Annotated in this window: 24 protein-coding genes and 1 pseudogene; 10 read left to right on the top strand and 15 right to left on the bottom strand. The window is 59.2% G+C overall.

The window, feature by feature from the left end:
* Window positions 1-2: 2 nt before the first annotated feature.
* The 4 genes from AAGF34_RS25735 to AAGF34_RS25750 form a co-directional block, all read right to left on the bottom strand.
* Window positions 3-338 carry a hypothetical protein gene (locus AAGF34_RS25735; protein WP_342618557.1) on the bottom strand — a complete coding sequence of 112 codons (336 nt, stop codon included), beginning with the start codon at window positions 336-338 and terminating at the stop codon, window positions 3-5.
* Window positions 339-440: 102 nt separating this feature from the next.
* Window positions 441-677 (bottom strand): pentapeptide MXKDX repeat protein, encoded by a 237-nt coding sequence (locus tag AAGF34_RS25740; RefSeq protein WP_342618558.1) that lies wholly within the window; start codon window positions 675-677, stop codon window positions 441-443.
* Between the two features lie 71 nt (window positions 678-748).
* Window positions 749-1543 carry a molybdopterin-dependent oxidoreductase gene (locus tag AAGF34_RS25745; protein WP_342618559.1) on the bottom strand — a complete coding sequence of 265 codons (795 nt, stop codon included), beginning with the start codon at window positions 1541-1543 and terminating at the stop codon, window positions 749-751.
* Window positions 1544-1554: 11 nt separating this feature from the next.
* Window positions 1555-2151 (bottom strand): cytochrome b/b6 domain-containing protein, encoded by a 597-nt coding sequence (locus AAGF34_RS25750; RefSeq protein ID WP_342618560.1) that lies wholly within the window; start codon window positions 2149-2151, stop codon window positions 1555-1557.
* A 278-nt stretch (window positions 2152-2429) separates the two neighbouring features.
* Between AAGF34_RS25750 and msrA the strand changes: the two genes are divergently transcribed.
* Window positions 2430-3173: a peptide-methionine (S)-S-oxide reductase MsrA gene (gene msrA / locus AAGF34_RS25755; RefSeq protein WP_342618561.1), complete on the top strand. Its 744-nt coding sequence runs from the start codon at window positions 2430-2432 to the stop codon at window positions 3171-3173.
* An 8-nt stretch (window positions 3174-3181) separates the two neighbouring features.
* Here the strand turns inward: msrA and AAGF34_RS25760 are convergent, their stop codons facing one another.
* The gene (locus AAGF34_RS25760; RefSeq protein ID WP_342618562.1) at window positions 3182-4519 is read right to left on the bottom strand and encodes a chloride channel protein; all 1338 of its coding nucleotides are present in this window, start codon (window positions 4517-4519) and stop codon (window positions 3182-3184) included.
* A 186-nt stretch (window positions 4520-4705) separates the two neighbouring features.
* Here AAGF34_RS25760 and AAGF34_RS25765 point away from each other — a divergent pair, with 186 nt between their 5' ends.
* A complete protein-coding gene (locus AAGF34_RS25765; RefSeq protein ID WP_342618563.1) occupies window positions 4706-5608 on the top strand; it encodes an HD domain-containing phosphohydrolase in 903 nt (300 codons plus the stop codon).
* Window positions 5609-5625: 17 nt separating this feature from the next.
* On the opposite strand, the gene AAGF34_RS25770 is transcribed toward AAGF34_RS25765, so the two are convergent.
* On the bottom strand, window positions 5626-6525 hold the full coding sequence (locus AAGF34_RS25770; RefSeq protein ID WP_342618564.1) for a LysR family transcriptional regulator: 900 nt from the start codon (window positions 6523-6525) through the stop codon (window positions 5626-5628).
* Window positions 6526-6662: 137 nt separating this feature from the next.
* On the opposite strand from AAGF34_RS25770, the gene AAGF34_RS25775 reads away from it, so the two are divergent.
* The 3 genes from AAGF34_RS25775 (at window position 6663) to AAGF34_RS25785 (ending at window position 8394) form a co-directional block, all read left to right on the top strand.
* Window positions 6663-7211, top strand: a complete 549-nt coding sequence (locus AAGF34_RS25775; protein ID WP_342618565.1) for a carboxymuconolactone decarboxylase family protein — start codon at window positions 6663-6665, stop codon at window positions 7209-7211.
* 78 nt (window positions 7212-7289) lie between these two features.
* Complete coding sequence (locus AAGF34_RS25780) at window positions 7290-7772, top strand: nuclear transport factor 2 family protein (RefSeq protein ID WP_342618566.1); 483 nt, start codon at window positions 7290-7292, stop codon at window positions 7770-7772.
* Window positions 7773-7776: 4 nt separating this feature from the next.
* Complete coding sequence (locus AAGF34_RS25785; protein WP_342618567.1) at window positions 7777-8394, top strand: pyridoxamine 5'-phosphate oxidase family protein; 618 nt, start codon at window positions 7777-7779, stop codon at window positions 8392-8394.
* Between the two features lie 29 nt (window positions 8395-8423).
* Here AAGF34_RS25785 and AAGF34_RS25790 read toward each other — a convergent pair whose 3' ends face one another.
* From AAGF34_RS25790 to AAGF34_RS25830, 9 genes and pseudogenes are all read right to left on the bottom strand, one after another.
* Complete coding sequence (locus tag AAGF34_RS25790) at window positions 8424-10949, bottom strand: Ig-like domain-containing protein (RefSeq protein ID WP_342618568.1); 2526 nt, start codon at window positions 10947-10949, stop codon at window positions 8424-8426.
* A gap of 263 nt (window positions 10950-11212) precedes the next feature.
* The gene (locus AAGF34_RS25795) at window positions 11213-13693 is read right to left on the bottom strand and encodes a cation-translocating P-type ATPase (protein ID WP_342618569.1); all 2481 of its coding nucleotides are present in this window, start codon (window positions 13691-13693) and stop codon (window positions 11213-11215) included.
* Between the two features lie 72 nt (window positions 13694-13765).
* Window positions 13766-13855, bottom strand: a pseudogene (locus AAGF34_RS25800) (zf-TFIIB domain-containing protein); the annotation flags it as partial.
* Window positions 13856-13886: 31 nt separating this feature from the next.
* Window positions 13887-14051, bottom strand: coding sequence for a hypothetical protein (locus AAGF34_RS25805; RefSeq protein WP_342618570.1), 165 nt, complete (start codon window positions 14049-14051; stop codon window positions 13887-13889).
* Window positions 14052-14119: 68 nt separating this feature from the next.
* Window positions 14120-14839 (bottom strand): zinc permease, encoded by a 720-nt coding sequence (locus AAGF34_RS25810; RefSeq protein ID WP_342618571.1) that lies wholly within the window; start codon window positions 14837-14839, stop codon window positions 14120-14122.
* A gap of 30 nt (window positions 14840-14869) precedes the next feature.
* On the bottom strand, window positions 14870-15418 hold the full coding sequence (locus tag AAGF34_RS25815) for a hypothetical protein (RefSeq protein WP_342618572.1): 549 nt from the start codon (window positions 15416-15418) through the stop codon (window positions 14870-14872).
* A gap of 16 nt (window positions 15419-15434) precedes the next feature.
* On the bottom strand, window positions 15435-16151 hold the full coding sequence (locus AAGF34_RS25820; RefSeq protein WP_342618573.1) for a cytochrome c3 family protein: 717 nt from the start codon (window positions 16149-16151) through the stop codon (window positions 15435-15437).
* Window positions 16148-16735: a hypothetical protein gene (locus tag AAGF34_RS25825; RefSeq protein WP_342618574.1), complete on the bottom strand. Its 588-nt coding sequence runs from the start codon at window positions 16733-16735 to the stop codon at window positions 16148-16150. The genes AAGF34_RS25820 and AAGF34_RS25825 overlap by 4 nt, the downstream gene beginning before the upstream one ends.
* A complete protein-coding gene (locus tag AAGF34_RS25830; protein ID WP_342618575.1) occupies window positions 16732-17973 on the bottom strand; it encodes a 2Fe-2S iron-sulfur cluster-binding protein in 1242 nt (413 codons plus the stop codon). Before AAGF34_RS25830 ends, AAGF34_RS25825 begins: the two co-directional genes overlap by 4 nt.
* 302 nt (window positions 17974-18275) lie before the next feature.
* Here AAGF34_RS25830 and AAGF34_RS25835 point away from each other — a divergent pair, with 302 nt between their 5' ends.
* From AAGF34_RS25835 to AAGF34_RS25855, 5 genes are all read left to right on the top strand, one after another.
* The gene (locus AAGF34_RS25835) at window positions 18276-18665 is read left to right on the top strand and encodes a hypothetical protein (RefSeq protein WP_342618576.1); all 390 of its coding nucleotides are present in this window, start codon (window positions 18276-18278) and stop codon (window positions 18663-18665) included.
* A 473-nt stretch (window positions 18666-19138) separates the two neighbouring features.
* A complete protein-coding gene (locus tag AAGF34_RS25840) occupies window positions 19139-20626 on the top strand; it encodes an efflux transporter outer membrane subunit (protein WP_342618577.1) in 1488 nt (495 codons plus the stop codon).
* Window positions 20627-20656: 30 nt separating this feature from the next.
* Window positions 20657-21727 (top strand): HlyD family efflux transporter periplasmic adaptor subunit, encoded by a 1071-nt coding sequence (locus AAGF34_RS25845; RefSeq protein WP_342618578.1) that lies wholly within the window; start codon window positions 20657-20659, stop codon window positions 21725-21727.
* A complete protein-coding gene (gene rbbA, locus AAGF34_RS25850) occupies window positions 21724-24480 on the top strand; it encodes a ribosome-associated ATPase/putative transporter RbbA (RefSeq protein ID WP_342618579.1) in 2757 nt (918 codons plus the stop codon). Before AAGF34_RS25845 ends, rbbA begins: the two co-directional genes overlap by 4 nt.
* 3 nt (window positions 24481-24483) lie before the next feature.
* Window positions 24484-25608 (top strand): ABC transporter permease, encoded by a 1125-nt coding sequence (locus AAGF34_RS25855; RefSeq protein ID WP_342618580.1) that lies wholly within the window; start codon window positions 24484-24486, stop codon window positions 25606-25608.
* The last annotated feature ends 74 nt before the right edge of the window (window positions 25609-25682 follow it).

The following is a 25682-nucleotide window of genomic DNA, read 5'->3' on the forward strand; positions in this document are numbered from 1 at the left end:
GGTCAGGCAAATACGTCTACCAGACCACCGATGGCGCCAAGACCCACAGGCCGAGCAGCAACCGGTGCTGACGAAAGCGCTGAACCGGACGAACCAGTTGACGGCGAGCGTGCATTCACGCTGTCCGCGTCTGCCATGCGGGATTCGATGTTTCTGATTTGAGACTGCAGGTTCTCGATGATGCGTTTTCCTTCGGGGGTTTTTCCTGAGGGGCACGCTTGCCAGTCGCCCAACTGTCTTTCGCATTGGGCCAGTTTGGCTTGCAGTGCGACCGGTGCGCCGCCCCCACCGTTGCCAGGCCCGATGGACGAAGTGCCGGAGAGTGCTGATAAAGACACGATAGAAGTTACCTGCGTAGCGGACCGCATCAGTGCCCGCACCGCGATGCGCCTGGCCCATTGCTGGGCCGTTGGCATCGGCTGCGGCACCAACGATACGACTTATTTCTTCATCTCGTCCTTGCCCATGGCATCCTTCTTCATGGCGTCTTTGCCCATGGTGTCCTTCTTCATGCAGTCCTTGCCCATGGCGTCTTTGCCCATGGAGTCCTTTTTCATGCAGTCCTTGGTCATGGCATCCTTGCCCATGGCGTCCTTCTTCATTTCGTCAGCGGCCATGGCACCGCTTGTGGCGATCAGCATGCAGGCGGACAGGATGGTTGCGGTCAGTTTGTTCATGGTTTTTTCCTTCAATTCACAGAGTGATGTATGTGGCAAAAGTGCCGATGTTTGGAACAAGCCGAGCGGACTCAGCTTCCTCCGAACCAGTTGTACCCTTGGTCTTCCCAGTAACCGCCAGGGTAGGTATTCGTGACAAAAATCGCTTGGATGTGCTTGGGGTTCTTGTAGCCAAGCTTGGTAGGTATGCGCAGCTTCATGGGGTAGCCATACTTGGCGGGCAGAGTCTGTCCGTCATAGGTCAGCGCCAGGGTAGTCTGGGGATGCAGGGCCGTGGGCATGTCGATGCTGGTGTAGTAGTCGTCAGCGCACTTGAACCCGACATACTTTGCGCTGAGGTCTGCGCCCACGCGTCGCAAGAAGGCCGCGAAGGACACACCACCCCATTTGCCGATGGCGCTCCAACCTTCCACGCAAATGTGGCGGGTCACCTGATCGATCTGCGGCATTGCACGCAACTCGGGCAAGGTCCAGCTGCGTTTGTCCGCCACCAGGCCTGTGACCTCCAGGCGGAAGCTGTCTCCGTCGATGGCACGCACTTCGTCTTCGCCATAGAAGGCATTGAAGGGAAACGGCCGCGTGATCATGGAATCCGGATACGTGGGCGCCAGCCGATTGGGGTCGAACAGCCAAGCCTGTGCCTTGTCATTGAGGCGTGAGATGCGCGTGAGTGCGGTCTCCACACTGTCCTCGTCGACCAGCGTGCAGCCGGTGAGCATGCTCAGGCCGCCCAACGTCATGGTTCGACGCAAGAAGTTTCGCCTGGAGGCGTCCATGGATGGGTTGGCGTGTGCCAGTCGATCAACGGCCTCCTGAAGGGCGGCTTTGCCATCCACAGACAAGACGGAAGGGACTCGGATTTTCATGTGCTTGTCTCCTAGCGACCGCGAACCATGGCGATCAGGGTGCGGGGTACCAGCGCGACCATCGCCAGATGAACCACAATGAAACATACGAGGCCGGACATCGCAACAAAGTGAACCAGCCGCGCCCCTTCGTAACCGCCGAGCAAGGTGCGCAACAGCGGAAATTGGACGGACTTCCAGAGCACCAGGCCGGATAGCACCAGCACCATGCTGTCCAGCATCACAAACAGGTAGGCAACGCGCTGGACGGTGTTGTAGTGGCGCGGGTCTGCGTGCACCAGCTGCCCTCTCAAAGCAGCAGCCAAGTCTCCCAGCAGGGCCGAGAAGGACAGCGGAAAGAACCGCCGCGCAAACCGCTTTGTAAAGCCGTTGAGCAGCAGGTACACCACACCGTTTGCGGCCAGAACCCACATGGCTGCAAAGTGCCACAGCAGTGCGCCGCCCAGCCAGCCACCCAGCGTGAGCGTGCCGGGAATCGCAAATCCCAGAAAGGCGGTTGCGTCGTAGATCTTCCAGCCGCTGGCAACCAGTACCAGCACGGCAAGTGCATTGGTCCAGTGCGTGACGCGAAGCCACACCGGATGGATGACTTCCGTGGCGGGGGTCATGGGCGACCTTTCATGGATGCCTGGGTAGAAGTTGTCGTCATTGCGTAAGTTCCGAGCGTTGTTGGGCGTTAGTCCGGCAGGAGGCCGACTTCTTACAGGCATTCTGATTTTTTTGCTGGCATGAACGCCAGAAACTGCGCTGCGAGTGCTTCTATGGTTTGTTGTCTATGCTGAGGTTGGAGGGCGAACATGCAAGAGGCTGTAAGAGACGCCTGAGTTTCACGACCAAAACCTTGTAGGGTCACCAGTCGCCCTACGCCTATCCAGGAGGAAGTGCCATGTCGAAGCAAATACCCAATCCTTCCGCGCAGTCAGCTAGAACGGGCAATTGGCCGTTTCTGGCCATTACCGTGTTCCTGTTGCTGACCATGCTGTACCTGGGGCCTGCTGCCAAGGCGGATAAGGCCAGGTCACTGCCGCCACCGAACCAGGAAATCATTTCCAGTCCCGTGGGCACTGGGGCGATGCAGGACTCGGTTGTTTTTGCGGGAGGTTGCTTTTGGGGAATACAGGCAGTGTTCCAGCACACCAAAGGCGTTCTCAACGCGGTGTCGGGCTATGCCGGAGGGAAGGCATCCCAAGCAGACTATGAAACAGTCAGCGGCGGTGGCACGGGTCACGCCGAAGCCGTGCAAGTTACTTTTGACCCTCAACAAGTGAGCTATGCACAACTGCTGCAGATCTACTTTTCGGTGGCCCACGATCCGACACAATGGAACCGCCAATATCCAGACGTGGGAAGCCAATACCGGTCGGCGATCTTCTACCGCGATGACAGGCAGAAATCCCTGGCTCAGCGATACATCGACCAGCTTGATTCAGCAAAGGTGTTTGAGCAAAAGATTGTCACCACGGTAAACCGGCTGGACGGGTTCTACCCGGCAGAGCGCTACCACCAGAACTACGCCACCGCGCATCCCGAATCGCCGTACATTGTGCGTTTTGACCTACCCAAAGTGGAAAACCTGAAGAGCACGTTCCCGTCGCTGTACAGAGATATGCCTGTGTTGGTTCCCCAATAGGGCTCACCTCAATTGCGATCAATGCCTTGGCTCTGCGCCGGCAAACGCTTGAGTTGTAGCAGCGCAAGACCGGGGTACAAGGGGACACTGATGAATCTTGAGACTCCGCATGCAACGAATGCACAGGTCATCAGGCTCAGCACCAAGGCATGTCCGTCCACCATTTCCATCACAATGATGAAAGCAGTCAGCGGGGCTTGCGTCACTGCGGCAAGAAAGCCGGCCATGCCCAGCGCAATGTATGCGGGCGTACTGGCAACGCCAAGCCATTGCGACACCTCTTGTCCAAGGGAGCCTCCAATGGCCAGAGATGGGGCAAAAATCCCCCCCGGAACACCTGACCATGTGGTCAGCCAAGTTGCAAGGAACTTGAACGGCACAAATAAGTCGAAGGTTTCCGTGCCGGACTCCAACAGCTGACGCGTGTGCATATATCCACTGCCAAAGATGGAACCATCGCTGGTCACACCCATAAGGGCAATCAGCAGCGCACACAAACCGGCAAAGGCAATGGGCCGGTTTCTTCGTAGATTCATGCACCAACCCTTTGCGTTCGGTGTCATGGAGGTGAGCATGAGTCTGGAAAAGATACCCCCCAGCACTCCGCTCACCACGGCAATGACCAGTCCTGGCCAGATCAAAGCAGTACTCCAGCCATCAATTCGAATGACCCCAAAGTAAGTTGCATTACCGTAGATGGAAACGGCCATCAGGCCACTGAAAACAATAGCGGCAAGGACCAAACCATTGCTACGCTGCTCGGGCCTCCTCGACAACTCTTCTATGGCAAACATCACCCCTCCTAGTGGCGTATTGAAGGCGGCAGCAATGCCTGCAGCACCTCCGGCGATCAGCAGCGCCTGATCGGATACCCGGGCGGACTCCGGGATCCAGCGCCTGGCGTGGTGCAAAACTCCCGCCGCTATCTGAACCGACGGCCCTTCGCGCCCCAACGACAGTCCCGCCAATAGACCCCAGGCCGTCATGGCGATCTTGGCAATAGAGAGCCGTAGCGAAACAAAATATCCACGATTGCTGCCCGTGGCCTCCGGCTCAAGGGCTGCAATTACCTGAGGTATGCCAGAACCCGCAATGCCTGGGAGCCAACGCCTAGTGATCGCCGCGATGGCCATGGTGCAAAAGGGCGTCCAGAGCAACGGTGCCCACCAATAGGTGCTCTGCAAAACGTGAAAAGCAGCAAGGGCCCGCTCGCTAAGCCAGGTGAACGCTACGACGGTCAGTCCGGCGGTTGAAGCAAAGACCAGAACGAGTGTCCTCCCGACCCAACGCCGCCAGTCGGAAAGTTCCTTCCGGAGGGTTCGTCCAATGTGAGGCTGAGGGCTCATACGGTATGCATTCCAGTGGAGATGGGTCCATTTCAAAATTACATGGTAACAAATGCAATTTGAATGCCAGGAAGGTGGTTGCCCTCACATTTCCCACCGGAGCCAGCATCTTCTTGTACGGTGTAAGAAATCCCGGAATCTGAAGACCAACGGCATGAACATTGAATTAGTGAACGGAGGAATGTCTTGAGCCTGCTAAGCCACATCAAAGGTCTGCTGACCACTGTGCAACCCGGAGATCCCATCCGCCACCAGGAGGATCTGCTGACTTCTCTGTTGGTCATGGCCTGGATGGTCGAAGCCAGAGACCCCTACACGGGGGGACACCTGTGGCGCGTTTCCCAGTTTTCACAACTGCTGGCCACGAGAGCAGGCCTGCATGCCGATGACGTCTCAGGCATTGCCGTGGGCGCCTTCTTGCACGACCTGGGAAAGATCAGCGTTCCGGACCACATTCTTGGAAAGAAGGACCGGCTGTCGGACGAGGAGTACGCGGTAATCAAGACGCACCCGGAGGTGGGTTGGCGCATGCTCTCCAGTCACCCCTTGGCGCAATTGGCCGAAGCGGCCATCCGGGCGCACCACGAGACACCCGATGGACGGGGCTACCCCAGAGGGCTCGCTGGCCAGGACATCCCCGTGGACGCGCGCATTGTGGGCATATGCGACGCCTTTGATGCCATGACAAGCACCCGCCCCTACCGCACTGGCATGCCCGTGCCCCAGGCACTGGACATCATTGCGCAGAACCTGGGAACGCAGTTCGACCGGGAGATGGGGGAAAGGTTTGTGGCGCTGGGCAAGGCAGGCGAGCTTGATCACATCGTAGGGCATAGCGATTCCGGAATTCCGTTGCAGGCCTGCCTGATGTGTGGCCCCACGATTGCCGTTCCACGCTCGCATCAAATGGGTACGCGCCTGTACTGCCCCTCGTGCACTGCGGAATATGAAACGAGCCGCTCCGGTGGCATCTTGCAATTGACGGCCACCGGCTGCAACGGGTCCCCTGCTGACCTGGAGCCCAAGGTAGACCCCGACGTGATTGGCGACGTGGTACGAACCGCCGCGCGTGCCCTGCTGGTCTCCTGATGCAGCCTGGCACGCGCCTACTGCAGCAGCGGGTTCTGGCGCAGACGATCGATGGCCAGATCCAGAAAGGCCCGCACTCTCTGCGGTGCCTGTCGGCCCTCACGGTGCACCACATGGATAGGCAAGGGTGCGGGCTCACAGTCTGACAACACCGCCTGAAGCAGCCCGCTTTGCAGGTGCTCCGCCACTTGGTAGGACAGCAGCCTGGTGAGGCCAAAGCCACCCAGCGCGGCAGTGACAGCCGAATCGTTGGTGCTGGTAATCATGCGGGCATGCAAACGCACCGTGACGGCTTCACCTTGCCGCAAGAGCTTCCACTCCGGGTTGGGTGTCACGCTGCTGGCAGATACGACGGTGTGCGACTGCAAGTCTTGCGGAGTACGCGGCGTGCCCGCTCTCGCGAGGTATTCGGGTGACGCACAAATCACGCGCCGCACCTTGCCGACGCGTATGGCCTGCAGGCTGGAGTCCGCCAGCTCACCGATGCGGATGGCCACATCGACGCCTTCATCCAGCAGGTTGACAACACGGTCCAGAAACAGGCACGACGCGCTGACTTCGGGGTAGCGCTGCAGGTATTCCGTGACGATGGGCGCAACGTACTTCCCACCAAACAGCGCCGGCGCCGTGACCGTCAGACGTCCACGCACGGACGCATGCATGCCGCTGACAGACTCATCCGCCTCCAACATATCCGCCAGGATGCGTCGGCAGTCCTGCACATAGCGCTCCCCTGCGTCCGTGACGCGCACCGTGCGGGTGTTGCGCGTGAGCAGGCGCAGCCCCAGGTGGGACTCCAGTTCATTGACGGCGCGCGTCACGGCTGGCGGCGACATGCCCAACTTGCGTGCAGCACCCGCGAAGCCGTTGGTGTCAACAACGGCGACGAACACATTGATGAGGTGGAATCGGTCCATAGTCTTCCGCCAAGTGGAATAGTGAATTGAGTGTAGCGGTCATTCTCTTTGTTGAACGAACTAAATACAGTTCATCCATTCGCTGCATATTGCGGTGAAGACCACCCCAAACCGCCACTACATTGAAGGAAACCACCATGTCCCGTATCAGCATCCCCACCGTTGACCAATCCGTTGAAGCCGCAAAGCCTCTGCTGGCTGCCGTTCAAAAGCAACTCGGTGTTGTGCCCAACCTGATGAAGCTCGTGGGCCACAGCCCAGCCGCCCTGGAAGGGTATCTCTCGCTCAACGGCGCATTGGGCAAGGGGAAGCTCAACGTGCAATTGCGTGAACGCATTGCCCTGGCCATTGCCGAGTACAACGGCTGCGACTATTGCCTCTCGGCCCACGACTACCTGGGACGCAACGTGGCCAAGATCAGCGGCGCAGAGCTGGACGCCGCACGGGATGCACGCTCTGAGGACGCAACCGTCCAGGCCGCACTGCAATTTGCCTTGCGCGTGGCCCAATCGCGCGGCCGCGTGAGCGATGCAGACATCGCCGCCCTGCGTCTGGCCGGCTTTGACGAAGCCAGCGTCATCGAGATCGTTGCCAATGTGGCCGTCAACGTGCTGACCAACTACATCAACAACGTGGCACAGACCACGATCGACTTTCCAGTTGTCCACGCCCGCATGGCAGCCTGATATCCCTGGAGCACCAAACGGTGCTCCCCCGTCAAACACATGGGCCGGTGTCTGAAGGCCTCCTTGAAAGGAAATACGATGAACGCCACCGCAGAAACAGTGCGCCCGCCGCTACCACCATTTACCCGCGAAACCGCCATTGCCAAAGTACGCTTGGCGGAGGACGCATGGAATACGTGCGATCCAGTGCGTGTAGCACAGGCCTATACAGCCGACAGCCGTTGGCGCAATCGCTCGGAATTTGTCACAGGCCGCGAAGCGATCCAGAAGTTTCTGACATCCAAATGGGAACGCGAGCTGGAATACCGGCTGGTGAAGGAACTTTGGGCCTTTCATGAAAACCGCATTGCTGCTCGCTTCTGTTACGAGTGGCACGACCAGCATGGTCAATGGTTTCGCAGCTATGGCAATGAGAACTGGGAATTTGATGCCAACGGTTTGATGCGCACGCGCCTAGCCAGCATCAATGACCTGCCCATTGCGAAAGCAGATCGCAAGCTGCTGTGGCCTGCCGGTCGTAGGCCGGACACCTGGCCGTCCCTTTCTGAGATGGGCTTGTAGCACCATGCCGACACAACCCGCGTACAGCAGTGATGTCGCCTTCACGCCGGCAGTCAAGGCCATCCAGACCCGCAAGGGGTCGCGCCACGCCTATTCGCGCATGGAGCTCGGCGGGTCGTGGGAAACCACCATCACCCCAGAGCTTCAGGCTTTCATTGCCGAGCAGACCAGCTTTTACCTGGCGACAGCCAACCTGCAAGGTCAGCCCTACATCCAGCACCGCGGAGGGCCAGCAGGTTTTCTGCGCGTCCTGGACGAACACACATTGGCCTTTGTGGACTACGCCGGCAACAAGCAGTACATCACTGCGGGCAACCTGTCAGAGAACCCCAACGCGCATCTGTTCCTCATGGACTACGAGCACAGGCAACGCGTCAAGATATGGGGCCGGGCCAAAGTGGTCGAGCATGACGATGCGCTTGTCAGTGCCCTCATGCCCCCAGGCTACAAGGCCAAGGCGGAACAGGCCATTGTCTTTTCCGTATCGGCCTGGGATGCCAACTGCAACCAGCACATTCCAACCCGCTTTGATTCAGCCAAAGTTCAGGCTGCCTTGGACGCGCGGGATCAGCGCATCGCCGAGCTGGAAGCAGAGATTGCGGCCTTGCAGCGAAGTAGCTAAGGGCCGCCAAGAAAACCCCTCTCAATTTCTTACGGGCCAAAATGGATGAATCCATGCAAGGCATTCTGACTTCCATCGCATTGCTGCTCAAAACGAAGATCCAACGCAGTTACCGCACCGTTGGCATAGGTCACGCTGTCAACGGCAAACCATCCCAGCAATGTATTGCAACCACTCCCGTTCCCGCTCCAATCCAACCCTCCCAATACCGGGTTGTTAAAGGGATAGCGTATGAGCCCAGAGTAGTAGCCAACTTGCAGTTGGCTGATGGAGTTCGGGCCGACGAAATTTCCAGACCACCAATCATTTCCATTGATTGTGACCTGTACTCCACCGGAGGACGAGTGCAGCGCTAGTTGTGCATTGAGTGGAGTGTATGTATAGGCCCTTCCTTGGCCAATGTAGTCGCCGGAGTCACTCTGCAGATAGACAAAATTGCCGGAACTTGGTACCGCACCAGGCGCTGGTTGCCAAAGGCCACTCGGTATGGGTGTAAACGGCTGCGGTGTGGTGGCGGTTCCAGGTGCAAAAGTCTGAAACGTCCAGGAGCGGCTAGCCGCAATTGGATCACCCGCCACATCTTTGACACTGCTGCTGACGGTGGCTCGGTACACCGTATTCACGGTCAACGGTGTGGTCGGCGTGAAGGTGGCAGTTGTGCCGGAATAGCCAACGGTTCCCGAAATGGGCCCCGAAGGGTCGGACACCGTGAAATTGCTGTTGTTCACTGTACTGGCGTCTACAGTGCCGCTGAAAGTGGCGGTCACCACTGCGTTTAGTGCAACCGGATAGCTATACGGAGTCGGACTGGTCGCAGCAACGCTTACTCTGTTCTTGGTATAGAAATACCAGGAATAGTTGTTACCCAAGGAAGCCCCCGATTGGCTTTTCACATTACCCGAGACAGTCGCTGTGTAGTACGTGTTGGCCGCCAATGGCGCGGAGGGGGTGAACGTCAAAGTCGAGCCCGACGCGGAAACGGTTCCCGTAACGGGAGTACCGCCAGAGGTGAGTGTGAAAGTTGTACCCGTAACCGTGCTCACATCCACGGGAACGCTCAATGTAAGCGTAATCGGTTCTGTTACTGCGACACCCGTTGCCCCGCTGAGTGGTGTGGTGCTCACCACACTGGGCGCAGGGAATGTGATTGAAGTGCTGGTCAGTGTCAGCGTCGTTCCATTCACGGGACCAACCGACTGCAGACGCAAGATTTTCCCGTTGGTGTCGATGGTCAAACAGGTGATGTTCGTCGTTGGGATTCCTTTTGTTGCACCTGTTGGAGTCGCCGAGACGCTGATGCACAGATTGGCCGTACCAGGAGCTGTGCCAGTCTGCAAAGACCAACTCTCCTCGAATTGATCTACAGAATTGGATCGCGTGGCATCCGTGTAGTCGATGCCCACGCTGAATCTTCCTGAAGAGCCAACCGTTGCGTTGCGGGGCAGAGGAATCTGATTCGAGAACACCGTGTAGGAATTGGAGCTCACGCTCCCCAGACTCTTGTAGGGCGCCACGCCGAAATACAAGGTGCTGGGTTGCAACTGCACAGTGTTGCCCTGATAGCTGACGTAGCCAGTCTGGCTGGCCGCAAGGGCCGGCTGTCCAGCAAATGTCTGCGGACCGTTCAAGGGTGTATTGGTTTGGTTCAGCGTGATTGTGTTGCCCTGATAGGTGCCTGTCATATTGATGGTCAGGGCACTGGTTTGAAGCGTAGTAAAGGCGAGGTCCACCGGAAAGTAGACCGCGGTACTGCCACTGCCGGTGCTGCGGTATGCCGTTGCCAAAGCAGTTACCAATGCTGCCGGTGGACTGAATTGCGAGGCCGCAGCGCTGCCTAGCAAACTCGCGTGGGAAACCCCGGAGTTGGTCATCGCTACCCGGAGGGCCTCCAGCATGTCGTCCTGGGGATTGCCCGGAGTCGGCGAAAACACGGAGAAGAAGGGGTTGTTGCCATCAGCATACATGGGGAGCGTCGGAAATGCCGCATTGAGATTGGCAAGCGCGGTGTCCGCTTGGGTTTGTGTCAATGCAGATAGTCCGGCAGAACTTCCAGCCAGAGATGAGAACCATGTGGAAGGACTTGGATTGCCCACCATGTTGGCAACCAGCAGATCCGTGAGCGGTGTGACATTGACGGTTGCGCTACTGATCGTCACCGAATGGTAGACATTCGAATTGGGCACCCCAGCTACCGTTCCTCCGCTGGCTTCTGCAGCGCACGGGAGACCTTGCCCGTTCAATACGACTTGCCAGTTGCCATTTGCATCGGTTCTGGACGGTGGTGGGGCAACACCTGTGGCGCAAACCACATGCACTTCGGCGTTGACAACCGGATTTCCTACCGCCACAACGCCACTGAGGCTCGCAACCGTCGGATTGCTGCCACCGGTAGACCCTGCTCCACTCCCTACGTTCCCGCCGCCACCTCCGCCGCCACAGGCAGCAAGTGACACAGTCACGAGCACGCTGGACAGTAGTGCAGCGAAACGAAGTGCGCACAACTTCAACGCGAAAGACCTACTGACCGAAAAAACTTGGCACGGTGTCTTTGCCATTTTTATATTCCTCTCCCTTAAGCAACTTCCCCATATTTTATTGAATTGGGTTGAAATACGGAGGTGCTATACGGAGTATCTCAGACTGCGAGGCCAATGCCCTTATGTTCAGAGATCGCAAGCATCAAAGCTCATTGAGACTGTCGCCTTTGCGTATTGCCGGACACCCAGCGTTTCAGGATTGAGTCGAAGCTCCAAGACCAGCCTTCTACCGCAAGACCCCGAGTGAGTAATCATTTAGGAAAGGCTGAGCTACGCATTCATCAGTACACCTTCGATGTCCTACCTATTGCCAGCTTCGCCATCTGGGAAAAGACAATTGAACCGATGCCGACCATGAACGCTGCGGTACCTAACAACGCTGCGGGCGGTCTGAAAGAAAAAGCAGATGAAGCAAATGGCAAATAAACAATCGACAACAGCCCGACCAGGGTTGCAAGCAGAATCCAGCCCACTATGGGCTTCAAACCTGTGAACATCTGGCGCCATCCAAAGTCCGAAGAACGTGAAGGGAAGATGAGCGCAGCATTTGCTACAACCAGCACAATAAAAGCCATTCCGCGAGCTTCACCGATATCAACACCAGCACGCAAAGACCAGCTATAGCAAGCCAGTACCAAAGCAGTCACTATGGACCCTTGCAGCAAACTCAGTACCAGTTGCCGTGCAGAAATAAGGTGTTCTTTGGACGAACGTGGTGGTTGTTCCATCAATCGTGTGCTACCCGATTCGGCTTCAAAGACAACGGAACACGCCGGATCAATGACCAGCTCCAGGAAGGCAATATGAATGGGTGCAAGTACGAGTGGCAAACCAAACAGAAGTGGCAAGATGGAAAGTCCAATGATGGGAATGTGTACGGCAAGCGTGTAGACCAATGCCTGGCGGAGATTTGCAAAAATGCGGCGTCCCAGGCGAATGGCAGAAACAATCGCTTTGAAGTCATCATCTAGCAGAACCAATGAAGCAGCCTCACGCGCCACGTCCGTGCCTCGTTTGCCCATTGCGATGCCAATATGCGCGGCCTTGAGGGCCGGAGCATCGTTGACACCGTCCCCTGTCATCGCAACGACTTCGTGTTGCCCTTTCAACGCTTCAACTATTGCAAGCTTTTGATGAGGCAAAACGCGCGCAAAGACGTTTGTTCTGCTAAGTCTTTCACTACGGGACGTGCCGTCCAACTCATCCAGTTCCGCCCCCGTAATCACTTCCTTGCTGTCAATACCAGCTCCAGATGCAATGGCACGCGCCGTGCGAGGGTGATCACCAGTAATCATCACTACGCGGATGCCAGCCTTTAAACACTCCGCCACAGCACTGGGTACTTCTGGCCTCAGCGGATCAGCCAATCCAATCAGCCCCACAAATTCAAAGTCGAAGCCATGCTGTGCGTCGGGCCAAGTCGTCTGTGCGTTGTGCTGGGCTTTCCCAACCGCCAGCACCCGCAAGCCCTTGTCAGCCATCGCCAATGTGTCCTGGGCCAACTTCCTGCGTTGCTCCTCATCCAAATGGCAGAGCTCAGCAATCGCTTCTGGAGACCCCTTTGTCGCAACAACGTCGTAATTCAACGTGTCATGTCGCCAAAGATGTGTCATGGCCAACAAGGCGGAAGACAACTCATATTCCCGTGCCAAAGACCAGTTCGGGTGCAAATGGTGGGTATTGGCCAACATATTCCGGGCCATGCTATGAAACGCAACTTCCATCGGGTCGTGCGGTTCAATCTCGCTGGCCAAAACCACGTACTCAAGCAGCTCATGGAATGAGTCTGGCAATTCGCCGTCGGAAAGACTCACCGTATCCAGAAGAACGCCCTGTACGGACAACGCTGCAACTGTCATTCGGTTCTCTGTCAGCGTACCGGTTTTGTCGACGCAAAGAACCGTCGTTTCACCAAGCGTCTCGATGGCATTGAGTCGGCGCGTCAATACCCGCTTTCTTGCAATGCGGCGTGCGCCCAGTGCCAAGAAAATAATCATGATGACGGGGAATTCCTGCGGCAGGAGTCCCATTGCTAGCGTAATGCCAGCCAGTAGTGCATCAAGCCAACTGCTGCGCAAACTCCAATAGAGCAATGCGAAAACCACGCTGACAATGACGCCTATGACAGCCAGGCGCCGTGTCAAAAGACCAATTTCATCGCGCAATGGAGAAGACTCCAGATGGATGTCTTGCAGCGACTTGCCAATGTGACCCAATTCGGTGGATTGGCCAATTGCCGTAACGCGCATCACGCCCTGACCACGCACCACCATGGTTCCTGCGAAGACCTTGTCCGGGCCTTCAAACTTTGCCACTGCTTCAGATTCACCTGTCAGCATGGACTCATCCACTGCCAGTTCGTGCGCCTGCAATACCCAACCATCGGCCGGGATGCGATCGCCCTCCGAGAGAATCAGCACATCGTCCCGAACCACTTCGCGCCCAGCAATTCGGGATGGTGCACCATCCCGTATGGCCAGTGCGCGGGGACTGGAGAGATCGCGCAATGCCTCGAGTGCGTTCTCGGTGCGCCTCTCCTGTAGAACCGTCACTGCAATGATGACGACGACAAATCCGAGGAGGATCAATGCCTCATGAGGATCACCCATGGCCAAATAGATAAGTCCGGCTCCAATAAGAAGCAGGAACATCGGCTCGCGCATGACTTCACCCGTGATGTCCAGAAGCGTTCTGCTCTGGTTCACACCCAGTTCATTGGGCCCCTCGCTTTTCAGGCGATTCAGTGCCTCAGCTTGGGTCAACCCGGTGAGTGATTCTGTAGGCACACCATTCCAATCAAATTGCTCGCATTGTCAACTGGTTCAGTCAAAGAGTTCCTGCATTTTGTCGAGTTCACGCCGGTCAAGCCAGACTCCCCTGCACTGAGGGCAGTAGTCCATTTCAACACGGAGGCGATCCGTCATGGAGTCCGGGCTTTCCTAGGGATATGCTTGGTCACGTCATGTGCTGATCGGAAGTCTGTTCTCGTGCATATATATCTCCAGGATTCCCGCCCAGGCTGTACGGAATGCTCAAAAATGCAGTGAGCACCATGGGAACCAAAGCCATCACCACCACGCGAAGGTAGGCGACAACAAAATTTTTGAGATCTGTATTCATTGCATACTCCATTGATTCAATTGAATATGCCAATCCTAGGGTGCTCAAATTAAGGTGCGCTGAAGCACTCATCTTCCCAGCAGTTGGATACTCCAAAAAGCCAGAAATCCGCCAAACAAGACCAGGGTAGCAACGGGCTTTTCTTGCACTTCGTGGGCTTCAATCAACAACTCTTCCGTCACCAAGTACAACAGGGCTGCTGCACTGAATGCCAGCGTCCCTCCGATAACCGCGTGCGAGGCGCCGCTCAACAATACGGTGCCCAACAGTGCAAACAGCAACACAGTAACGCCCAGTGCGCCGGACAGGATGATGATGCGCCGTCCCGACGTGGCGCCAGATGCCAACGCCAACCCCAGGAACAGCAACTCCACGGATAGGCCTAGCGCCAGTATGGTGCCGGTCTGGCCGCCAGCCGCAAAGCCGGCGCCAATGATGAAGCCATCGGTTGCCACATCTATAAATGTGGCCAGCAACAGGCCACTCCCCACGCCAGCAGCAGCCCCCATCAACTGGGCTTGGTGCTCCAGCCGCATTGTCCAGAGCTTGATGCCGTACATGAACAGACTACCCAACGCAAAGCATGCAATCAGTACCAGGCTGGGAGCATGCTCGCGCTCAATCTCGGGCAACAGTTCTACGGCAAGCGCCGCCAGCACCACACCCGCAGCAAAGTGCTGGATCAGACTGCGTGCCTGATGGCTTGGCGTCCAGACTGCGGCCAATATGCCGCCCAGCAGTGCAACCACTGCCGGTATGGTCATGATCAGAAAGTCTTGTGTGTACATTGATTAAGTCCCTGTTGAAATGTCAGTTCATTACTTGGGCGTTGCAGGTGTCACATGCACCAGCGCCTTGGCCAGGTTGCGATAGATTCTTCCGTGTCGAACCGACGGCCACCACTCATACAAGAATATCTGCAATGGGCGCCACATGGCCACCCAGCCGCCAATGATCAAGCTCTCCCGCAGGACCCGCAAAAAGGTGTTGCCCACATTGCCGGACAGCAGATCTGCACCCAGCAGACAAAGCAACAGGAAAGCCAACCCGATCAACAAACTGACGCGCCCCTCACGCAGCAGCAGCCCCAACTGGCGTTTGGTGATGGTGGTCTTGTAGTCAAAGAAGTTGTGAATCGCTTCTGCCACCAGAGGCGTGGGGTCTTGATCCGGCATCTGTTCCATGTGCACGATGATGCGGAAATGGCTGTCGGACGGAAATTCCATGGCCCAACTCTCGAGGTATTCCTGCGCATCGCGGTCCAGATCGCAGTGGTGAAACGGCGTCGGGTCCATCGAGTTGAAGAGCTCCGAGAGCTTGTCAATCCGCAATTCAATCTGGTGCACAGGCGGCACATGCTTTCTCATGGTTCAGCCTCCTCCGTCAGTCATCGTCCCCTCCGCCCTCGCCTCCTTCACCATCGGCGCTACGGTGACAACGCACACAGTTGTCCAGATCACGTATGCCCTCGTCGCGATGCTCCCGCAAAACGTTTTGCACCGTGTGCTCGTGGCAGCCATAGCAGGTGTAGCGACTGTAGTCATTGCCCACGTGGCAGGTGACGCACTCCACATTGTGGTCCCGGTCCAGCACGAACGATTTGTCGTGGTCGAAGCTGGCTGGCTTCCAGGCGGTTTGTGCATGGCATTGGCTGCAGTTGCCGGTGATCTTGGTGTGCAGCTTGTCGGCAGGCGCGCGGTGGCAGGTCTGGCATTGCTCGCGTACGTTGCTGCGCAACAGTCCATGGGAGAACGGCTTGCGGCTGCGTTGCGTCAGCTTGGGGCCAGCGTGGTCGCTGTGGCATGTCATGCAGTTTTGTTCCAGCAAATCCTGGTGGAAGGAGACTTTCAAGGTCTTGCGCGCAATTGGCTTTCCCTGTGTGTTGCGCAAGCCAATGTCAGGCAGGGCGTGGCATGCGATGCAACGGCTGGATGCGGCCCCGCGCAGGGGTGCATGGCAGGCAAAGCAGTCGGTGGCAATGTTGGCGTGTCCCGCGATCAGCGGGCCGGGGCTCACCATCAGGTGCGGGTAGACGAACACCAGCGCCAGTAGCAGCAACAGGTTCAGACTGACCAAAGCCAGGACCCAACGGCGCGTCATTTCCAACCCCAGAAAAGAAAGACGGCGACGATGTGCGCCAGTGCCAGCACGCCAAACGCCAGAGTGATGGGGAAATGCACTGCACGCCACTGTTTGACCACATCGAAGGTCAGGCTATCCACATAGACTTGCTCGTCCAGCTCCGCTTCCGGCACACCCCGGCGCAACATCGTCTGGCGCGCCTCCAGCATGCGCTTGCGTGCACGATCCAGCAGAAACTTGCCTGCCAAGCCACTGCCGACATTGACCAGCATGGCGCCTACGGCCAGCCAGCCCAGGATTGCATTGAAGTGGATTCCGGCATGTACCAGGATCAGCAAAGAGCCCAGCCAGGCCTGGTACTCATGCCAGCGCAGCAGCGCCAGGGGACTCCCTCCGGAAATTATTTTTCTCTTGCGCAGCGAATAGCGGAAGGAGTACAGGACCAGCAACAAGCCGACAATGCCCAGGTAGCGACCAATCCACACCAGTCCAAGCCAATGCAGCAGGGCATCCAGCAACAATGTTCCCCCCACCAGGGTCGCAAACGACAGCAGGAACGGGATGATTTCGCGCGTAATGAGCCGGGGTTTCATAGTGCTCATGCTTCCAATGTCAGAGGTGTGCGGGGCTTTGCCACGCAGAGCAGACAGTGCCCAGGTGCAACTTCATAGTCTGGAGGGTTGGCATAGTCCACCGAACCTTCGGCCAGCGTAGTCACACAACTGCCACAACTACCAGAGCGGCAGCCGGATTCAATCTGAATGCCGTGCGCCTCGGCAAAGTCCAGCAAATTGGAATACTTTGCATTCCAAGCAAGGCTACGGCCACTGCGTGTGAACTGGATCTGCAGCCCATCGACCGGCAAGGTGGCCTTCTCCATGGCCTCTTGCGCAGGAAGGCGCACACTGGCCGGGCCGAAAGCCTCGAAGTGAATATCCGAGGTTGCCACGCCCCACTCCACCAGTGCTGGCACTAGGCTTTCCAGCATGGCGGTCGGACCACAGATGTAGAACTGGTGCGGACCGTGGGGCAACGTCAGCTTCAACAGGTCCAGATTGACGCGTCCTGCGTGCTGGTAGTCCAACCGATGCTGATCTTCCGTGAGGGGATTGCTGTAGACCACATGCAGCGTGAACTGCGGCCATTTGACAGCCATGTCTTCCAGCAGAGCCTTGTAGGCTTGTTCGGCACTATTGCGCACACCGTAATACAAATGCACCGCGCGCTCGGGTTGATGCTGCGCACACCAGCGCAGCATGCTGAGCATGGGCGTAATGCCAATGCCACCAGCAATCAGTACCACCGGTGTGTGTGTCGCGGTATCCAGATGGAAGTGCCCGGCTGGGGCGCGCAGCTGCAGCGTGTCACCGGTATGTATATGGTCATGAAAGTAATTGGATGCCAATCCAGGCGGAAGCCCTGAGGGCTCCGTCGGTGCCGGTACACGCTTGATAGTTACCCGGTAATAGCCTGGTTCAGGACTATCCGATAGCGAATAGCAGCGGGTGACGGTACGTGTTGCACCGCCGGGCAGTGCGGGCAGTGGCAAACTGAAGGTGAGGTACTGACCTGGCTTGAAGGGCGGTAGTGGCAATCCGTCAACCGGCTCCAGATAGAACGAACACTGGGTTTGGGCAGCGTCCTCGAAGCTGCGCTTTGCCACCCGAAAGGCCTTGAGACCGATCCATGCGAGGGGCGACACGCCAGGCTGTGATATCGCAGGTGACGGGGCAGGCAAACGTGCCGTCGCCCTGCGCTTGAGCAAGGCATAGGCTATGCCCAGCATGATCTGAGCCATCAAGGCCATGCCGATGTATAGAAGAAGTGTGGAAGCAGTCACAAGGCCAGTTTGGTGCTAAAGCCTGAGTCACATCTTGACACCCGTCATGTTTTGAGTGATCAGTCATCACGCTTAAGCAATGCTTAACCTTGTGCCGGACATTTAAGCCCCAAGCCGACTATGTCAATTGCCAACCCCATGAAAATAAATACTTGCACGCATTGAGATGAATCAATGGGTTCTATTTCACTTGGGCGGAGTATTCGAAGCGGGTCATTGCGTGCATCAAAGAAAGAATTGATTGCGCAACTTGATCGCGGTGGCCATTTCAAAATTCCAACCGATTGCCAAAGGATTTCAAAATGAAAACAATTAAATTTCAGTTTCCACGAATTTCTGCAATTGCCATGGCAATTGCAGCATTTGCATTTGCTGGAGGCAGCGTACTTGCACAAGACAATGTTCAAAGCAAAACACCGGGGCAAATGCGTGCCAAAGATAGCTCGACGTACGCCATCTACGGATCGCAATTGATGACCAATGCCGAGCGCAACGAATACCGCATTCATATGCGCAGTCTAAAGACCAAGCAGGAACGCGAAGCATACCGACTCGAGCACCACAAGCTCATGCAGGAGCGTGCACGTGAAAAAGGCCTTACCTTGCCTGAATTACCTCCAGCCATGGGTAAAGGTAAGGGACCTGGTCCAGGACCCGGTGGAATGGGGACTGGCCCCTCCGGGAATCCATGAAATTAAAGAACTTGCCTCGGCCAATGTTCGCTGGCGAACGGAAAACTTTGCTGCTGCCAATAGACTGACGAAAGAAATACGCAATGCTCACGTAGCTGTCCGTTGGATGCAACTCTTCAGGATGAGATCGCTGATAGGTGCGGACTTGATTCCCGTACTTTGACGCGTAGGTGAGGCCCCAAGCCAGGGGTGCTTTACTGGTTCAATCCAGTGAAGCCGATGAAAGCACCCTCAGATTGGTTGGCTGGTCAAGCGCTCAACCAAGGCTTTCACACTTTCCCGCTATATGGCAATGAGTCTATGCCCACCGAATTCCGCTTCGATTCAAGCGCAGCCGATAGCAAACCACTCCAAAAACACTTTACTGACCCACCGGTTGTTAAAGTACCTCCCATCGTGACTTAGATCAATACTTTCTTGCTCGCCCCCACGTAGAGTGAAGCCATCGACCCGAACTTCAGATGGCGCCCCCTATGATTTCGCATGTTCCCGCTTCAGCGGGCACTCCCTGCTCAGTACGTGGCCGTCTTGCAGCCATGCCGCTGGCCGTCTCGCTGCTGCTAGCCGCTTGTGCGCACCAGCCCACCACGGTGGAGCTTCCCACGCCGCCCATTGCCAATGCCTATGCGGAAGGCCGCAGTGCGGATGGGCCAGGCGCTGCTGCGTTGGCCTGGCGTGACTTCTTTACCGACCCAGCCCTGCAGCGCCTGATTGACCAGGCACTGGCCAACAACCGCGACCTGCGCATTGCCGCAGCGCGGGTGCAGCAGGCGCAGGCCGCCCTGGGCTTGCAGCATGCGGCTACGCTGCCCTCGGTGTCCGGCCAACTGGGTGCCTCGCGGGCGCATCTGCCGGCCAACATCAACCCCCTGGGCGCGCCCATACAGGGCACGGGCTACAACGTGGGCCTGGGGTTTGTGAGCTGGGAGATTGACCTCTGGAACCGGCTGGGCCAGTTGCAGGATGCAGCGTTTGAGACGGCGCAGGCTGGCGAAGAGTCGCGCCGCGCAGCCACGCTGAGCCTGACGACTGCGGTGGCGCAGGCTTACCTGGCGCTGTGTGAACTGGATGAGCGCCTGGCACTGGCGCGCCAGACCGAGGCCAGCCGCGTGGAGAGCACGCGCATCTTCACCCGGCGGGTGGAGGTGGGCTCCAGCTCGCGCTTGCAGCTCACGCAGGTGCAGACGCTGCTGACGCAGGCGCAAAGCCTGGTGGCGCAGTTGCAGCAGGCGCGCGCCACCCTGGTACAGACCTTGACGCTGCTGGTGGGCACTTCGCTGGACTTGCCCGAGCGCGCCAATGCCCTGAGCATCCAGCCCCCGATTGCACGGCTGCGTAGCGGCTTGCCCTCGGAGCTTTTGCAGGCGCGCCCGGACATCGTGGCAGCCGAGCACCAGCTGCGCGCGGCCCATGCGCAGGTGGGCGCGGCACGTGCAGCCTTCTTCCCCAGCATCACGCTGACCACGGTGCTGGGCAATACCAGCGAAGACCTGGACAAGCTCTTCAAGAGCGACAGCCGGGCCTGGCTGTTCTCGCCCAGCATCAACCTGCCGATCTTTGATGGCGGGCGCCGCCAGAACAATCTGGACCTGCAAGAGGCCCGCCGCAATGAGGCCGTGGCCCAGTATGAAAAAAGCATTCAGACCGCCTTCCGCGAAGTGAACGACGCGCTGAGCGACGGCCACTGGCTGGAAGTGCAGCAAGGCATTGCCGAAGCCGCCGTGCGGGCGCAGTCCGAGCGGGCACGCCTGTCCGAGCGCCGCTTTGAGGCCGGCTCTGCCGCCTTTCTGGAAGTGCTGGACGCCCAGCGCGACCTGCTCGCCGCAACCCAGCAGCTGGTGCAGGTGCGCCGCGCCGTGCTGGCCAGCCGGGTGACGCTGTATGCGGCACTGGGCGGCGGCTCGCTGGCTGCCAACACCTCTCCCCTTTCGCAAGCGCAGAGCAGCGGCGCTCAGCCCTGATGCGCGCAGTCCCATGGATCAGATAGCACCATGAACAAACCCAAATACCTCATCCCCATTGCATTGGCCCTGGCCGTCGGCGTTGCCATCGCGGGCTATGGCTGGACCCATTGGCGCAACACCGGCCCCGGCCCGGGCTTTGCCAGCGGCAACGGCCGCATCGAAGCCACCGAGATCGACATCGCCACCAAGTCGCCAGGGCGCGTGGTCGATATCCTGGTGGGCGAAGGCGACCTGGTCACCGAAGGCCAGACCCTGGCCCACATGCAGATCCAGAGCCTGGAAGCCCAGCGCGATGAAGCCCGCGCCCACCAGCGCCAGGCCGAAACCGCCATAGCCAGCGCCGAGGCGCAGGTGGCCGTGCGCGAGAGCGATGCCGCTGCCGCCCATGCGGTGGTGAGCGCGCGTGAGGCCGAGCTGGATTCCGCCCAACGGCGCCTGGCCCGATCCGACGACCTCAGCCGCGACGGCGCCGCCTCGCAACAGGAGCTGGACGATGACCGTGCCCGCGTGCGCAGCGCCAGTGCCGCCACAGCGGCAGCGCGCGCACAGGAGGCTGCTGCCATCAGCGCCATTGCCGCAGCCCGTGCCCAGGTGGCCAGTGCCCGCGCCGTGGCCCTGGCGGGCGACGCCACCGTGGCGCGCATCCAGGTGGAGATTGACGACGGCACGCTCAAGGCGCCGCGCAGTGGCCGTGTGCAGTACCGCGTGGCCCAGCCGGGTGAGGTGCTGGGCGGTGGCGGCAAGGTGCTGAATCTGGTGGACCTGTCGGATGTGAGCATGGACTTCTTTGTGCCCGAAACCGTGGCCGGCAAACTGGCCATGGGCAGCGAGGTGCATGTGGTGCTGGACGCCGCGCCGCAGTACGTGATTCCGGCCAAGGTGTCGTATGTGGCGTCTACCGCGCAGTTCACCCCCAAGACGGTGGAGACCGCCAGCGAACGCCAGAAGCTGATGTTCAAGGTCAAGGCGCAGATAGACCGCGAGCTGCTGCGCAAGTACCTCACCCAGGTCAAGACCGGCCTGCCCGGCGTGGCATGGCTCAAGCTCGACCCGCAGGCCGCCTGGCCCACTGAGCTGGCGGTGAAGGTGCCTCAGTGACTGCAACGATTCCGGCTGGCGCCTGCGCCCGCCTGAGCAAGGTCAGCCTGAAGCTGGGCAACACCCAGGCGCTGGCGAACATCACGCTGGACCTGCCCGCAGGCTGCCGTGTGGGGCTGATCGGGCCGGACGGTGTGGGCAAGTCCAGTCTGCTGTCGCTGCTGGCGGGTGCGCGCGCCATCCAGCAAGGGCGCGTTGAATCGCTGGGCGTGGACATGAGCAGCTCGGCCAACCGCGACGCCGTGTGCCCACGCATTGCCTACATGCCCCAAGGGCTGGGCAAGAACCTGTACCCCACGCTCTCGGTGGAAGAGAACCTGCAGTTCTTCGGCCGCCTGTTTGGCCAAAGCCCGGCCGAGCGCCGCCGCCGCATCGACACCCTGACCGGCAGCACCGGGCTTGCGCCCTTCCTGTCGCGGCCAGCGGGCAAGCTCTCGGGCGGCATGAAGCAGAAGCTGGGCCTGTGCTGCGCGCTGATCCACGACCCGGACCTGCTGATCCTGGACGAGCCCACCACCGGTGTGGACCCGCTGTCGCGCAGCCAGTTCTGGGACCTGATAGACCGCATACGCGCCGAGCTGCCGCGCATGAGCGTGATCGTGGCCACTGCCTACATGGAAGAGGCTGAGCGCTTTGACTGGCTGGTAGCCATGGACGCAGGCCGTGTGCTGGCCACCGGCACTGCCGCCGAACTGCGCGAGCGCACCGGCAGCCATACGCTGGAAGAGGCCTTCATCGCCCTGCTGCCCGAAGAGCGCAGGCGCGGCCACCAGGCTGTGACGGTGCCGCCGCTGGGCAGCGCCGCCGATGCCGAAATCGCCATCGAGGCCAAGGGCCTGACCATGCGCTTTGGTGACTTTGTGGCAGTGGACCATGTGGACTTCCGCATACGGCGTGGCGAGATATTCGGCTTTCTGGGCTCCAACGGTTGCGGCAAGTCCACCACCATGAAGATGCTCACCGGCCTGCTGGTGCCCACCGAAGGCCAGGCGCAGTTGTTCGGCCAGCCTATAGACCCGCAGGACCTGGCCATACGCCAGCGCGTGGGCTATATGTCGCAAGGCTTCTCGCTCTACAGCGAGCTCACCGTGCAGCAGAACCTGGTGCTGCATGCGCGGCTGTTCAATGTGCCCGAAGCCGAGGTGGCGCAGCGCGTGCAGCAGATGGTGGAGCGCTTTGGCCTGCACGACGTGGTGGACAGCCTGCCCGAGAGCATGCCGCTGGGCATGCGCCAGCGCCTGTCGCTGGCCGTGGCCACGGTGCACAAGCCCGAGCTGCTGATACTGGACGAGCCCACCTCGGGCGTGGACCCGGTGGCGCGCGACATGTTCTGGCAACTGATGATCGACCTGGCGCGCAAGGACGGCGTGACCATCTTCATCTCCACCCACTTCATGAACGAGGCCGAGCGCTGTGACCGCATCTCGCTCATGCATGCCGGGCGCGTGTTGGTGAGCGACACGCCCCAGGCCATCGTGCAGCAGCGCGGCACGGCCACCTTGGAGGAAGCTTTTATCAGCCATTTGCGTGAAGCCGGTGGTGTGGAGGCAGAAGCACAACCCGCCAGTACGTCCGTAGGCGCGCCCACTGCGGCAAACCCGGCCGCCACACCGGCCAAGCGCCGCGGCGGATTCAGTCTGGGCCGGGCCTGGAGCTATTCGATGCGCGAGGCGCTGGAACTACAGCGCGACCCGGTACGTGCCACGCTGGCGCTGCTGGGCACGGCCATCCTGATGTTCATCATTGGCTACGGCATCAGCCTGGATGTGGAGGACCTGAGCTACGCGGTGCTGGACCGCGACCAGACCGTGCTGAGCCAGAACTACGCGCTCAACCTGTCGGGCTCGCGTTACTTCATTGAGCACGCGCCCATCACCAGCGACCAGGACATGGACCAGCGCATGCGCAGTGGTGAACTCTCGCTGGCCATCGAAATACCGCCCGGCTTTGCGCGCGACCTGGAGCGCGGCAAGCCCGTGAGCGTGGCGGCCTGGGTGGACGGCGCCATGCCCACACGCGCGGAAACCATACGCGGCTACGTGCAGGCCATGCACATCGGCTGGATTGCCGAACAGGCGGCGCTGCGCTTTGGCATCCATATGGACACGGCCAGCCAGGTGGAAACACGCTACCGCTACAACCCCGATGTGAAGAGCCTGCCCGCCATGGTGCCAGCGGTGATCCCCATGCTGCTGATGATGATCCCGGCCATGCTGACGGCGCTGTCGGTGGTGCGCGAGAAGGAGCTGGGCTCCATCATCAACCTGTATGTGACGCCGGTGACCCGCGCCGAATTCCTGCTGGGCAAGCAGCTTCCCTACATCGTGCTGGCCATGTTCAACTTTGCGCTGATGACCTTTCTGGCGGCCACCGTGTTTGGTGTGCCGGTCAAAGGGGACTTGCTCACGCTCACGCTGGCGGCACTGCTGTTTGTGATCAGTGCTACCGGCTTTGGGCTGCTGGCCTCGACCTTTACCAAGAGCCAGATCGCGGCCATGTTTGTGACCATGATCGGAACGCTGATTCCCTGCGTGCAGTTTGCAGGTCTGCTCAACCCGGTGTCTTCACTGGAAGGCACGGGGGCCTTCATCGGAGCCATCTACCCGGCCACCCACTTCCTCACCATCAGCCGCGGCGTCTTCAGCAAGGCGCTGGACATGACGGCCCTGGGCAGCGCGTTCTGGCCGCTGGCGGCTGCCATTCCGGTGGTCCTGGGGCTTGCGATCGCGCTGCTGAAGAAACAGGAGAAGTAGCCCATGAGCCGGCTGAGCAACATCTACCGCCTGGGCGTCAAGGAGCTGTGGAGCCTGGTGCGCGACCCCATGATGCTGGTGCTGATCGCCTACACCTTCACGGTGTCGATCTATGTGGCGGCAACGGCCATGCCCGAGTCGATGCACAAGGCGTCCATTGCCATCGTGGATGAAGACGGCTCGCCGTTGTCGGCGCGCATCGTGTCGGCCTTCTACCCACCCCACTTCAATACGCCGCGCCTGCTGAACCTGAAGGAGATGGACGCCGGCATGGACAGCGGTGACTACACCTTTGTGCTGGACATCCCCTCGGGCTTTCAGGCGGACGTGCTGGCCGGGCGCTCGCCGCGCATCCAGCTCAATGTGGATGCCACCCGCATGAGCCAGGCCTTTACCGGCAACGCCTATATCCAGCAGATGGTGAGCGACGAGGTGGACGAGTTCGCGCGCCGCTACCGAGTGGCACGCACGCTGCCGGTGGACCTGAACCTGCACACCCGCTTCAACCCCAACCTGGAGCAGGCCTGGTTTGGCTCCTTGATGGAGATCATCAACAACGTCACCATGCTCTCCATCATCCTGACCGGTGCAGCCCTGATCCGCGAACGTGAGCACGGCACCATCGAGCACTTGCTGGTGATGCCGCTGCGACCGCTGGAGATCATGATGGCCAAGGTCTGGTCCATGGGCCTGGTGGTGTGGTGTGCCGCGCTGATTGCCCTGGTCTTCGTCGTGCAGGGCACGCTGCACGTTCCGGTACAGGGTTCGATTGCCCTCTTCATGCTGGTGGTGGCCATGCACCTGTTTGCCACCACGTCCATGGGTATCTTCCTGGCCACAGTGGCGCGCTCCATGCCGCAATTCGGCATGCTGCTGGTGCTGGTGCTGTTGCCGCTGCAACTGCTCTCGGGCGGCATGACGCCCCGGGAAAGCATGCCAGCCCTGGTGCGCGACATCATGTTGTTTGCCCCCACCACCCACTTTGTGTCAGCCGCCCAGGCCATTCTGTACCGCGGTGCCGGGCTGGACACGGTCTGGACTTCACTGCTGGCGATTGCCGCCATCGGAGCGGTGCTGTTCAGCGCTTCCCTGGCCCGCTTTCGCAAGACCATCAGCCAGGTCGCATAAATTACGCGCAAAAAACCCTACAGTTCAGGAACCGGCTGCCGATAACCTCCTTGGGTAAGAGCGCTTTTCGCTCG

Source organism: Rhodoferax sp. GW822-FHT02A01 (assembly GCF_038784515.1).
Lineage (GTDB): Bacteria > Pseudomonadota > Gammaproteobacteria > Burkholderiales > Burkholderiaceae_C > Allorhodoferax.